This window comes from Saccharopolyspora sp. NPDC050642, from assembly GCF_040654735.1.
Lineage (GTDB): Bacteria > Actinomycetota > Actinomycetes > Mycobacteriales > Pseudonocardiaceae > Saccharopolyspora > Saccharopolyspora elongata.
Genome location: NZ_JBFAIN010000004.1, coordinates 256,919 through 269,119, shown reverse-complemented (window position 1 = coordinate 269,119; position 12,201 = coordinate 256,919). Strand labels below are relative to the sequence as shown.

The 12,201-nt window shown below is 70.5% G+C and carries 12 protein-coding genes; 8 read left to right on the top strand and 4 right to left on the bottom strand.

Translation table 11 applies throughout. From position 1 onward, the window contains the following. Positions 1 to 73 precede the first annotated feature (73 nt). The 5 genes from AB0H93_RS09795 (at position 74) to AB0H93_RS09775 (ending at position 4,737) form a co-directional block, all read left to right on the top strand. On the top strand, positions 74 to 670 hold the full coding sequence (locus AB0H93_RS09795; RefSeq protein ID WP_358570154.1) for a TetR/AcrR family transcriptional regulator: 597 nt from the start codon (positions 74 to 76) through the stop codon (positions 668 to 670). Positions 671 to 743: 73 nt separating this feature from the next. Next, complete coding sequence (locus tag AB0H93_RS09790; protein ID WP_358570151.1) at positions 744 to 1,925, top strand: MFS transporter; 1,182 nt, start codon at positions 744 to 746, stop codon at positions 1,923 to 1,925. 281 nt (positions 1,926 to 2,206) lie between these two features. Continuing rightward, positions 2,207 to 3,355, top strand: a complete 1,149-nt coding sequence (locus tag AB0H93_RS09785; protein ID WP_358570148.1) for a class I SAM-dependent methyltransferase — start codon at positions 2,207 to 2,209, stop codon at positions 3,353 to 3,355. Between the two features lie 210 nt (positions 3,356 to 3,565). Further along, positions 3,566 to 4,321 (top strand): NAD(P)H-binding protein, encoded by a 756-nt coding sequence (locus AB0H93_RS09780; protein ID WP_358570145.1) that lies wholly within the window; start codon positions 3,566 to 3,568, stop codon positions 4,319 to 4,321. A 26-nt stretch (positions 4,322 to 4,347) separates the two neighbouring features. Next, a complete protein-coding gene (locus AB0H93_RS09775) occupies positions 4,348 to 4,737 on the top strand; it encodes a hypothetical protein (RefSeq protein ID WP_358570142.1) in 390 nt (129 codons plus the stop codon). Here the strand turns inward: AB0H93_RS09775 and AB0H93_RS09770 are convergent. After that, positions 4,685 to 4,984 carry a hypothetical protein gene (locus AB0H93_RS09770; RefSeq protein ID WP_093265065.1) on the bottom strand — a complete coding sequence of 100 codons (300 nt, stop codon included), beginning with the start codon at positions 4,982 to 4,984 and terminating at the stop codon, positions 4,685 to 4,687. The genes AB0H93_RS09775 and AB0H93_RS09770 overlap by 53 nt on opposite strands. A gap of 158 nt (positions 4,985 to 5,142) precedes the next feature. On the opposite strand from AB0H93_RS09770, the gene AB0H93_RS09765 reads away from it, so the two are divergent. Both AB0H93_RS09765 and AB0H93_RS09760 read left to right on the top strand, forming a co-directional pair. After that, the gene (locus AB0H93_RS09765) at positions 5,143 to 6,924 is read left to right on the top strand and encodes a Xaa-Pro dipeptidyl-peptidase (protein ID WP_358570139.1); all 1,782 of its coding nucleotides are present in this window, start codon (positions 5,143 to 5,145) and stop codon (positions 6,922 to 6,924) included. Positions 6,925 to 7,126: 202 nt separating this feature from the next. Further along, positions 7,127 to 8,236, top strand: a complete 1,110-nt coding sequence (locus AB0H93_RS09760; protein ID WP_358570137.1) for a DUF4192 domain-containing protein — start codon at positions 7,127 to 7,129, stop codon at positions 8,234 to 8,236. Between the two features lie 44 nt (positions 8,237 to 8,280). Here AB0H93_RS09760 and galE read toward each other — a convergent pair whose 3' ends face one another. The 3 genes from galE to AB0H93_RS09745 all read right to left on the bottom strand — a co-directional run bounded on the left by galE (position 8,281) and on the right by AB0H93_RS09745 (position 11,186). Continuing rightward, positions 8,281 to 9,243 carry a UDP-glucose 4-epimerase GalE gene (gene galE / locus AB0H93_RS09755; RefSeq protein ID WP_358570134.1) on the bottom strand — a complete coding sequence of 321 codons (963 nt, stop codon included), beginning with the start codon at positions 9,241 to 9,243 and terminating at the stop codon, positions 8,281 to 8,283. Positions 9,244 to 9,315: 72 nt separating this feature from the next. Then, positions 9,316 to 10,494 (bottom strand): galactokinase, encoded by a 1,179-nt coding sequence (gene galK / locus AB0H93_RS09750; RefSeq protein WP_358570131.1) that lies wholly within the window; start codon positions 10,492 to 10,494, stop codon positions 9,316 to 9,318. Beyond that, on the bottom strand, positions 10,491 to 11,186 hold the full coding sequence (locus tag AB0H93_RS09745) for a metal-dependent transcriptional regulator (RefSeq protein ID WP_132482934.1): 696 nt from the start codon (positions 11,184 to 11,186) through the stop codon (positions 10,491 to 10,493). The genes galK and AB0H93_RS09745 overlap by 4 nt, the downstream gene beginning before the upstream one ends. 122 nt (positions 11,187 to 11,308) lie before the next feature. Between AB0H93_RS09745 and AB0H93_RS09740 the strand changes: the two genes are divergently transcribed. Next, positions 11,309 to 12,160 carry a sulfurtransferase gene (locus tag AB0H93_RS09740; RefSeq protein ID WP_358570127.1) on the top strand — a complete coding sequence of 284 codons (852 nt, stop codon included), beginning with the start codon at positions 11,309 to 11,311 and terminating at the stop codon, positions 12,158 to 12,160. Positions 12,161 to 12,201: the final 41 nt, after the last annotated feature.

The following is a 12,201-nucleotide window of genomic DNA, read 5'->3' as shown; positions in this document are numbered from 1 at the left end:
CTCGCCGAGCGGACCGGGTGTCCCGCCCGACCAGTATTGGACAGAGCGTTCCAAAAATTGATAGGGTCTCCGCATGGCACGACCGAGGTTGTTCGACGAGGAGCGAGCGCTGGAAGCGGCGATGCGCACCTTCTGGGCGAATGGCTACGAGGCCACCTCCACGCAGGACCTGTGCGAGGCGACCGGTCTCGGGCGCAGCAGCATCTACAACACCTTCAGCAGCAAGCACGACCTGTTCATGCGCGCGCTGACCCGCTACATCAACACGACCTCGGCCGTTCAGCTCGCGATCCTGGAGGATTCCGGGCGATCCGAGGTGGATCGCATCCGCGCGCTGCTCGCCGTGATCGTCGATACCGAGCTGGAGAACCGCCGCGACGGGCGCAGCTTCGGTTGCCTGACGGTCAACTCCACCGTTGAGCTCGCCGGGCGCGATCCGGAGACCGCGAAGCTGCTCGATCGCGACACCGAGGCGCGGCTGGCCGCCCTGCGGGCCGTGATCGAGGCGGGGCAGCGGGATGGCGGGATCGCGTCCGCGCGCGATGCCGATTCGCTGGCCCGCTTCCTCAACGCGGTGATCGGCGGCATGCGGATCGCCGGGCAGGCCGGTGCCGATCGGGCCGTCCTCGAGTCCATCGCCGAAACCGCCATGGACGCGTTGGCCCGCTGAAATCGCGTTCGTCCACCGCGAGTCTTTTCATGCCCAAATTTTGAACTGATCAATCCAAAATATGGAGAGCGTCATGCCACGCGCCGTCTACATACTCGCCCTTGGCATCTTCGCCATGGTGACCAGCGAATTCGTGGTCGCCGGGCTGATGCCGCAGATGGCCGAGGGACTTTCGGCCACCATCCCGCAGATCGGCTATCTCATCACGGCCTTCGCGGCGGCGATGGCCTTCGGCGGACCGTTCCTGACCGTCGCGCTGCTGAAGACGAGCCCGAAACTCGCACTGCTGGCCCTGTTCGCGATCTTCCTCGCGGGCAACCTGCTCGCGGCCACCGCCACCGGCTACAGCCTCATGCTGGTGGCCCGCATCGTGACCGGCGTGGCTTCCCAGGCGTTCTTCGGGATCGCCATCTCGCTCAGCGCGCAGCTGACCCGCCCGGAGGTGCGCGGTCGGGCCATCGCGGTCGTGATGAACGGCCTGATGCTCGGCACCTTGCTGGGCATGCCGCTGTCCACATTGGTCGGTGAGCGGTTCGGCTGGCGGGCGGCGTTCTGGGCCATCGCCGCGCTCGCCGTCATCGCCGCGCTGTGCACCGCGCTCGGCGTGCCGAAGCTGGGGCGAGCCGGCGATGAGGGGAACTTCCGGCAGGAGCTCGTCGCGTTCCGCAAGCCGAAGCTGTGGCTGGTGCTGACCACCAGCACGCTCATCATCGGCGCCACCTTCGCCGCCTTCAGCTATTTCAACCCGATCCTCACCCAGGTCACCGGGTTCAGCACCGGCGCCGTCCCGCTGCTGCTCGTCGCCTACGGCGCCGCCACGGTGGTCGGCAACACGATCGTCGGACGCCTCGCCGACCGGTACACGATCCCGGTCCTGCTCGGCGGGCTGGTCCTGAACGCGGGCTTCCTCATCGGCTTCGCGCTGCTGGCGCACCTCAGCGTGCCCGCGGTCGTCTTCATGCTCGGCATCGGCCTGGTCGGGGTCACCATGAACCCGGCGATGATCACCCGAGTGCAGCGCACCGGCAACGCCCGGCCGCTGGTCAACACGGTGCACTCGTCCTTCATCACGCTCGGCGTGATCATCGGGTCCTGGATCGGCGGGCTGGTCATCGACGGATTCGGCCTGCGAGCGCCGCTCTGGCTGGGCGCTGCCCTGGCTGCGCTCGGCATCGTCACGCTCCTGCCCGACCTCGCCCGTCGGCGGCGGCCCGCGGCGCAACCTGCCGCGGAGCCGAGCCTCGCGAGCCAGTAGTCCGCGGTCGTGAGTGGCGGTGGCCGCCCTGGCGAGCCACTGCCACTCATGCCGTCCGGCTAGACTCCGTGGCGTGATGACACCCGTTCATGCTGCTGTGGTCGGTTAGTTCCGGGCTGCTGCCCCACCGGCCGATCGACGTGCCCGTGCCCGTTGGCCGGGATGTTCGTGCTGATCCAGCGACTCCGCTGTTGCTCGCCGGGTGCTGGGGCGCAAGCCGTCCACTTCTCACCTTTCGCAGGTCACTGACCTGCGCTCGGCCGCATCAGCAGGAGCGGTTCATGAATCTTTCCCCTAGCAGTGCTGCGCGCCCGCAGCACGTCGTTTCCGAAAGCGGTGTCCTCCGCTGGCTTTCGGCGAACGGTTCCCGCCCACCGGCGCGGATCGTCGACGCGGATGACCGGATGTTCGCGAACGAGGCGCACCGGTTGGTCTCGCGAGGAACGGGCTTGCTGTGGCACGGCGACTTCCACAACGCGCGCCAACTGCTCAGCGCCGTGTCTCGCCGCCTCCAGCGGAATCGGCGAGGCGGCTCGTCCGCTGCCGAGTCGTTCCGGCTGCATCGACAGCAGCAGGCGCGCCGAGCACACGCGCTGGCGCTGGTTCTGGTGCGACTCGATCCCGGCCATGCGTTGAACCTGCGGCGCGCGCCGGATGTCCGGACGGCGTGCCAGGAGGCGTACGGCCCGGCGGACACCCCGTACGTGGTCCCGCTGCGGGAGTTGCTCGGCGTGATCGGGGCTAGCGAATGGCGCCGGAAGGGTGTTCCGGTCCCGGCGCTCGGCGCGCGAATCCACCCGCACTACGGCGTTTTCGCCCCCACCCGAAGCGAGTACGTGGACCTGGTCGCTGAAATCCCGATGCCCCCGGCGGAACTCGCCTTCGACATCGGCACCGGGACGGGTGTGCTGGCCGCGGTGCTCGCCCGCCGCGGCGTCGAACGCGTCGTGGCCACGGACACCTCGGCGCGGGCGGTCCGGTGCGCCGAGGACAACGCCGGGCGGCTGGGCCTCGCCGGGCGGATCGAGCCGGTGCAGGCCGACCTGTTCCCGCCCGGGCGCGCGGAACTTGTCGTGTGCAACCCGCCGTGGCTGCCGGCGAAACCCCATTCGCTGCTCGACCACGCCGTTTACGACCCAGGAGGACGGATGCTCCTGGAATTCCTCGCCGGGGTGCCGGGACACCTGAAACCGGGCGGCGAGGCTTGGCTGATCCTCTCGGATCTCGCCGAACGCCTCGGACTGCGCACCCGAGACGACCTGCTCGAGGCCATCAGCGGGGCCGGGCTCCGCGTCGTCGGGAGATCGGAAGCCCGGCCGAGCCATCCGAAGGCCGGGGACCCCACCGATCCGCTGCACGCCGCCCGAGCCGCCGAAGTCACGACGTTGTGGCGGCTCGCGCCGGTTGGGGACGACATCATCCGGACGTAGCCTCGGGGCAGTCGTCTTGCTGCACGCGGTTCTGAGCTGGTTGTTCGTCGCAGCGTTCGTGCGCTGGCGAGAGGCATCGGCGATTCGGTGCGGACCGCGTCGGTTCCGGCGAGGGTGCTGCAGCCGTGGCACCCTCGCCGGGCGGATGACCTGTCACATCCGGCGGGGCCGTCTCGTCCTACCGGTGACCAGCTCAGGAAGGACGGGTAAATGCAGAAGCCGATCCTGGTGACAGGCGGGACGGGCACGTTGGGCAGGGCAGTGGTGCGGCAGCTGCTCGACGCCGAGCACGAAGTGCGGGTGCTCAGCCGCGGCCCGCGCCCCGCGAACGTCCAGCACCGGTGGGCGACCGGGGATCTGCGCACGGGAGCGGGCATCGACGCGGCGACCTCCGATGTGGACGCGATCGTGCATTGCGCCACCACGTTGGGGCGCAAGGACGTGGCGGCGACCCAATGCCTGATCGATGCCGCGCGCCGCAACGACGTTCCGCACCTGGTCTACATCTCGATCGTCGGCGTGGACCGGGTGCCGATCCCGTACTACCGCGCCAAGCTCGAAGCGGAGGAGCGGGTGACGAACTCGGGGCTGCCGTGGACGATCCTGCGGACCACCCAGTTCCACGACCTGATCGCCCGCATCACCTCGGCGCAGCGCCGGTCCCCGGTGGTCGCGATGCTCGCCGGGGTGAGCTTCCAGCCCATCGACGTCCGCGACGTCGCGGAGCGCCTGGCCGAGCTCGCGGCCGGGTCACCGGCCGGCCGGGTAGCGGACATGGGCGGGCCGGAGGTCCGCAGTCATCGCGACCTGACCCGAGCCTACCTGGATTCGACCGGGCGCCGCCGAATCCTGCTGCCGGTGAAGTTGCCGGTCGCGGCGTTCGACGCCTACCGCCGAGGGGGTCACCTCGCCCCGGACAACGCCGTCGGCCGCATCACCTTCGACGACTTCCTGGCCGGGCGGTGACGGTTCGCGCGTGGCTGCGGACAGGCTTGATCTTCCTGACGTTCGTGCACGTCGCAGTGGGTTCCTGGACGTTGTTCTTCCCGCATTCGTTCTACGGCCGGGTGCCGACGGTGGGCGACTACCCGCCGTTCAACGAGCACCTCTTCCGCGATTTCGGCGCGATGAACCTCGCCATGGCCGTGGTGCTCGGCACGGGTGCGGTGCTCCTGGAACGGACACTGGTCTACGTCGCGTTGACGTCGAACCTCGTTTGGGCGGTTCCGCACCTGGCGTTCCACGCCGTGCATCCGCCGCACACCGCGGGGACGTTGCTGGTGGTGGCGCTCGTCGTGATCGCGACGATCCCGGTGGTGCTGCTGGTGCTCACCCGCGGCGCTTTGCCAGCAGGTGAGCGGCGACGGCTGTCGCGCCGGTGACGGCGAACACCGACGGCCAGGCACCGACCTTCTTGGCCAGCGGGTGCGAGCCGGCCAACGCCGCCGTGTAGGTTGCGCCCAGCGCGAGGGCCGGCGCCACTCCGGTCCGGCGGCGGCACACCTCCATCGCGCCCAGGCCGGCGCCCGCGGCCACCACACCGCCCCAGTGCCGGTGCTTGGTCGCGCGGGCGACCGCGAAGCCGCCGATCAATCCGGCCGAGGTCAACAGGCTGGACGGAATGGACATGCTCGCTCCTCGCGGGTTCGGTTCCGGCTCCCCGCTCCGACTCTACTGGGCGGCACGCGGTGGGTTCTGGCGTAAACCCGCCGGGGGAGTGTTTGACTTCGCGTTCCGCTGTAAGAAAAGTGCTGGTGTCGATTTCCCTCCGGTCCCCGGGAGCCTGCATGCGACGCGTTCGGATGGGTCTGCTGGCGGCGGTTTGCGTCCTGCCGCTCACCGGGATGCCGGCTCTCGCGGAACCACCGCAGGGCCCGGTGTTCCAGGACGGCGAGGCACAACCGGTGTTCGACCCGGCGCAGGCGGTGCGCGAGGACCTGTTCGTCACCGCGCCGGTGGACAGCGATCGCGACGGGCAGGACGACGTCGTGCACGTCCAGGTGGTGCGGCCGGCGGAAACGGCGCAAGGCCTGCGGGTGCCGGTCGTCTACCAGGCCAGTCCGTACTTCTCCGGCGGGAACGACGTCCCGAACCACAACGTCGACACCGAGCTGCACGTGCCCGAGAAACCGGGCAACCGGACCATCCGCACCGCCGGCGGTGACGAACGCGTCGCGGCGGCAGCCGACATCAGCTGGGCCTACGAGGAATACCTGCTGGCCAGGGGATATGCGGTGGTGTACGGGGAATCGCTGGGCACCGGGCTGTCCACCGGTTGCCCGACCACCGGTGCCGAGAACGAGACGATCGGCGCCAAGTCGGTGGTCGACTGGCTGAACTCCCGCGCACCCGGGCACGACGCCTCCGGCGCGCCGGTCGAGGCGGCCTGGGCGACCGGCAAGGTCGGCATGATGGGCGTCTCCTACAACGGAACCCTGCCGAACGCGGTGGCCAGCACGGGCGTCGAAGGGCTGGAGGCGATCGTGCCGATCGGCGCGATCTCGAACTGGTACGACTACTACCGCTCCGACGGAGCGGTGGTGGCGCCCGGCGGCTACCAGGGCGAGGACGCCGACGTGCTGGCCAAGTACGTGCACACCCGGGCGGACCGGGAGCCGTGCCGGACGGTGCTCGACCAGCTCACGGCGGACCAGGACCGGATCACCGGCGACTACAGCCCGTTCTGGGACGAGCGGAACTACCTCGACGACGTCGACAAGGTCCATGCCGCGGTGCTGTCCGTGCACGGGCTCAACGACTGGAACGTCAAGACCCGGCAGGCCGCGCAGTGGTACGCGGCGCTGCGGGAACACGATGTGCCGCACAAGATCTGGTGGCACCAGTCGGGGCACACCGATCCGCTCCGGCTGCGGGAGCAGGAGTGGCTTCGCACGTTGAACCGGTGGTTCACCCGGTACCTGTACGACGTGCCCAACGGCGTCGAGGGCGAGCCGAGGGCCACCGTGCAGCGGGAGGACGGCAGCTGGGCGGACGAGGCAGAGTGGCCTGCGCCGGACGCCCGCGAGGTGACCTTGCGGCCCGCCCCGGGTGGCCCCGAGCGAGGCGGGCTCACGGCCGCGCGGGTTCCGGGCCGGGTTTCGGAGGGTCTGCGCGACGACGCGGGCCAGTTGGCGGAAGACCTGGCGGCGGCGCCGAGTTCGCCGGACCGGCTCGCCTACTTCGGCTCCCCGTTGGCGGCTCCGGCCCGGGTCAGCGGCACGGTTCGGGCCGAGCTGGCGCTGACCTTCGACCGGCCGGCCGCCAACGTGACGGCGCTGCTGGTGGACCAGGCGCCGGACGGCGCGGTCACGGTGGTCACCCGGGGCTGGGCGGATCCGCAGAACCGGCACGCGATCGACCGGACGTCGCCGATCGAGCCGGGGAAGAACTACTCGATCAACGTGGTGATGCAGCCCGACGACTACGTGTTCGCGCCGGGGCACCGGCTCGGGATCGTCGTGCTGTCCAGCGACCACGACTTCACGTTGCGCCCGAAGCCGGGTGCCGGGCTGGAGCTCGACCTGTCCCGCACTCGGTTCCGGCTGCCGATCGTCGGGTCGGTCGAGTAGGCCGATCGCGACGAAGATTCGCGATTGAGGCGTGGAAACGGAGAGTTAGCGTCGAAGTAGTGATGCGATTGGCCCGGCTGATCGTCACTCCATAGTGGATATTTCGGCCTATGTCGGCCGAGTTGTCCACAGCGGACGGATCTGTCCACAAATTCCGAAAATGCCCTTTCGTCGACGCGGGTTCGGCGTCGATCGTTGCGGCATGACAACACGACTCAACGCCACCATCGCGCTGACCGAGCCCGCCGACCTGATCGCCGCCGTGCCGCACATGCTCGGGTTCCACCCGGCGCATTCGCTGGTCGTGCTGACCCTGCACGACGTGGCGGAAACGCCGACGTTCGGCGTGACGCTGCGCACCGATCTGCCATGCCCGATGGGTGTTTGCGGCTTCGGCGAGCACCTGCTCGACGGGCCATTGGGCCAGCGGCGGATAGAAGCCGTGATCCTGGTCGTCGTCGGGGAGAAAACCAGCACCGCGGCCTGCGGCGACGCCTGCGGCGGGCGGTGCGAAAGCCTCGAACGATCCACAGTGGATGATCGCGATACCGGTCCGCCGCACGCCGACCTGATCGAAGTGATCCGCGACGCGTTCCACCGCGCCGGGGTCGTGACGGCCCACGCGTTGTGGGTGCCGGAGATCCGAGCCGGTGCCGAGTGGGAGTGCTACGCCGATCCGGGCTGCTCCGGTGTGATCGCCGATCCGAGGGGTTCCGCGGTCGGCGCGGCGCTGGCCGCGGAGGGGGCGGTGACCTTCGGCAGCCGCGATGAGCTGCGGACGCTCGTCGCGCCGGAGTCCGACGAGGTCTTGGCGCGCTGGTCGGCGAAGCTCGACCTGCTGGCCGAGGAACGCGCCGAGGGCTACGACCCGGGAAAGGTCGCCCGCGACGTCCGGACCGTCTTCGCGGCGATCGAGCGCGTCGGCGCCGGTGCCGCGCTCACCGAGGACGACCTGCTGCGCGTGCTGGTCGCGGTGTCCGACACCAGGGTCCGCGACATCGCCCTGGGCACAGCGCTGGGCGATGCGGCCAGGGCAGCCGAAGAGCTGTGGCTGACCCTGGTCCGCAAGGCCCCCGACCCGGAACTGCCCGAGGTCGCCGCGTTGCTGGCGTTCTCCGCCTACCTGCGGGGCGAAGGGGTGCTGGCCGGTGCCGCATTGGAGCGGATCGAGCGGGCCCAACCCGACCACCGGCTCGGGATCCTGCTGCGGCAGGCCATCGAAGCCGGCATCTCACCGGCCGACCTGGCGGTCATCGCCCGCGACGCCGCCGAAGATGCCCAGATCATGCTTGAAGAGGACGGAGCCTGGTGATGAATCACGATGAGACGATCCGAAGCGAAATGCCTTGGCGGCGTTCAGGATCCCTGGCGCTGCCGGGTGAACTCCCAAGCGTCCCGCACGATCACCTCGAGGTCGGCGCGCCGCGGCGTCCAGCCCAGTTCCTCCCGCGCGCGCTGGCTCGACGCCACCAGCGTCGCCGGGTCACCGGCCCGGCGCGGCGCGACCTTCGCCGGGATCGGGTGGCCGGTCACCTCGCGACAGGTGTCGATCACCTGCTTGACGGAGAAGCCGGTGCCGTTGCCGAGGTTGTAGATCCGGTGCCGGCCCGGGGCTGCGCTCTCCAGCGCCAGCAGGTGGGCGTCGGCGAGGTCGGTGACGTGGATGTAGTCGCGGACGCAGGTGCCGTCGGCGGTGGGCCAGTCCTCGCCGAAGATCTGCACCTGCTCCCGCTGGCCGAGCGCGACCTGCAGCACGATCGGGATCAGGTGCGTCTCGACCGTGTGCCGCTCGCCGAACGCCCCGTGCGCGCCGGCGACGTTGAAGTACCGCAGGCTGACCGCGCCGATGCCGTGGGCGGCGGCGTAGGACGTGATCGCGTGGTCGATCGCCAGCTTCGTCGCGCCGTAGGTGTTCGTCGGGCGCGTCGCGGTGTCCTCGGTGATCGGCGTGACCTCCGGCTCGCCGTAGGTCGCGGCGGTGGAGGAGAACACCAGCCGCGGCGTGCCGTGCTCGCGCATCGCGTCCAGCAGCCGCAGCGAGGTGACCACGTTGCCCTGCCAGTACTTCTGCGGATCCTGCATGGATTCGCCGACCAGCGACTTCGCCGCGAAGTGCAGCACGCCGTCGAACGGCTCCGAGAGCAGCTCGCTCGCCGCCGTCGAGATGTCGGCCTCGACGAACTTGCAGCCGTCCGGGATCGCGTCGGCGTGCCCGGTGGACAGGTCGTCGACCACGACGACCTCGTGGCCGGCTTCCACCAAGCGCGCCGCGCACACGCTTCCGACGTAGCCTGCGCCGCCTGTGACGAGGAGCTTCACCTGCGTACTGCCTTCCGTGGGAGATCTTCTGAGGGCGCCGTCAACCGGCAGGCGGGAGCGGTCGCCCGGTGGTCACCGGTCCCGCCCCGCACCGGCGGAGGGTACCGCTGTGAACAAGCGGGGCGCCGCGAGGTGCCGCCCCTCGAAAGCGTCCCGGACAGCGCGCTCGATGCGGTGCCTGTCGTCGACCCGCACCAGCGCGATCGCCGAGCCGCCGAAGCCGCCGCCGATCATCCGGGAGCCCAGCGCACCGGCGGCCAACGCGCTGTCCACCACGAGGTCCAGCTCGGGGCTGGAAACCCGGTAGTCGTCGCGGAGGCTGGTGTGGGAGGCGATCAGCAGCGGGCCGATCTCGGCGTACCGCCCGGCGCGGAGTTCGTCCACAGTGGCCAGCACCCGGCCGTTCTCGGTGACGACGTGCCGGACAAGCGGTCGGAGTTCTTCCGGAAGCTTCGGCAGGGTCGTCGCGAGGTCATCGCCGGGCACGTCGCGAAGTGCTTTGATCCCCAGCAGTTCCGCCGCGCGTTCGCAGCCCTGCCGCCGCTGTCCGTAACCGGACTCGCTGTGCGAGTGCTTCACGCGAGTGTCGATCACCAGCAGCTCCAGGCCGGCGCTGCGGGGATCGAACGGGATCTGCTCGGAGTCGCCGGAGCGGACGTCGTAGAACAGCGCATGTTCCGCGGTGCAGGCCAGCGACGCGGTCTGGTCGAGCAGGCCGGTCGGCGCCCCGGCGAAATCGTTCTCCGCACGCTGGACCAGGCGCGCGATCTCGCCCAGGCTAGGGGCGTTCGGCTCGCCAGGCGCCAGCCGCGCGGTGTCGAGCAGCGCCAGCGCCACCGCGCATTCCAGGGCGTGGGAGGACGACAGGCCGGCACCGGTCGGCACCTCGCCGACGATCACCAGGTCGGCGCCGCCGAGCGGGAACCCGGCCTCGCGCAGGGCCCATGCGACGCCGGCCGGGTAGGCGACCCAGCCGGTGGTGGTGCCGGGGCTCAGCTCGTCGATCGACACGACGGGCGCGCGGTGCACTCGTCCGTCGCTGCCGAGAGTGGCGACGGAGAGGAGCCGGTCGGGACGGGGACGGATCGCGACGGCGGTGCGGTGCGGCAGGGCGAAGGGGAGCACGAACCCGTCGTTGTAGTCGGTGTGCTCCCCGATCAGGTTCACCCGCCCAGGGGCGGACCAGACCGCGCTCGCCGCGCCGCCGTGCTCGTCGGCGAACAACGCCGCCGCGCGGTCCGCCGGATTCACTTGGTGCGCACCATGACCGCGTGCGCGATGCTGACCGACAGCTCGGTGCTGCCGTTCTGGCCGCGGACCTCGATCGGCTTGTTCGGCCCGACCACCGACATGATCTCCACCTCGTTGCCCGGCACGACGCCGACGTCCTTCAGTTCGGTCATCAGGTCGGGGTCGAGCTGGACGTGCTCGGCGATGCGGCGGATGACTGCGCGGCCCCCGCCGTTGCGGGCGATCTCGTCGACCCGCTGCAGGTCGCCGTCGGCCGGCGCCTCGACGTGGTCCACGCCGAGCTCGTCGAGCCCCGGGATCGGGTTGCCGTAGGGAGAGGTCGTGGGACCACCGAGCAGCTTGACGAGCTTGCGCTCGACGGCTTCGCTCATCACGTGCTCCCAGCGGCACGCTTCATTGTGGACGTGCTCCCACTCGAGGCCGATCACGTCGACGAGAAGCCGTTCGGCGAGGCGGTGCTTGCGCATCACGCTGATCGCGCGGGCGCGGCCGGCCTTGGTGAGCTCGAGGTGGCGGTCCTCGGCGACGGTCAGCAGCCCGTCGCGTTCCATGCGGGCGACCGTCTGGCTCACCGTGGGGCCGCTCTGCTCCAACCGTTCGGCGATGCGGGCCCGGAGCGGAACCACGCCCTCTTCTTCGAGGTCGTAGATGGTGCGGAGGTACATCTCAGTGGTATCGATGAGATCGTTCACGTCGGCTCCCCATTCAGTCCCAACCACGATGCTAGTCGCCCCGGGCGACAGCGGTCAGTGGTCCGGGAGTTGACTTCCAGGATTTCCGACAGACCTCGTCGCCGGGCTACGAAAGGGCCGTCATGCATCCTTTGATCAGTACTGATGATCTCATGGCCGCGTTGCGGCGGCAGCCGCCCCCGACGCTCCTCGACGTCCGGTGGTCGCTGCTCGGGCCGCCGGGCCGGGAGGACTACGAAAAGGGGCATCTGCCCGGTGCGGTGTTCGTCGATCTGGACGCCGAGCTCGCGGCCGAACCAGGCCCCGAGGGGCGCCACCCGCTGCCCGACCCGGCCGACCTGGAGGCGGTGTTCCGCAGGGCGGGCGTCGACGCCGAGCGCCCGGTGGTCGTCTACGACGCGGACAACGGTTCGGTGGCGGCCCGCGCTTGGTGGCTGCTGCGTTGGGCGGGGCACGAGTCGGTGGCGGTGCTCGACGGCGGCTACGCGGCCTGGGTGGCGGCGGGGCGAACCACGACGACGGACCTGCCGCAGCCCGCGGAGGGCGACTTCCGGGTCCGGCCGGGCTCGATGCCGGTGGTGGACGCGGACGCCGCTGCCCGGCTCGCCAGGGAAGGCACGCTGCTGGACGCCCGTGCGCCGGAGCGCTACCGCGGCGACGTCGAGCCGGTGGATCCGCGGGCCGGGCACATTCCGGGCGCGCTGAACGCGCCGTTCGCGGCGCACGTGGCGGAGTCCGGCCGGTGGCGGTCCCCTGCGGAGCTGGCGAAGCACTTCGCCGACCTGGGCGTCGATGCGGCAGGCCCGGTCGGGGCGTACTGCGGGTCGGGCGTGACCGCATGTTCGGTCCTGCTCGCGTTGGAGCACGCGGGCCTGTCCGACCGGCGGCGTCCGGCGGTGCTGTACGCCGGCTCGTGGTCGAACTGGTCGGCGGACCCGGAGAGGCCGGCCGCGACCGGATCGGAGGCCGGATGACAGATCGTTCCGCCGGTGCGCGCGGGTGACTCGGAACACTG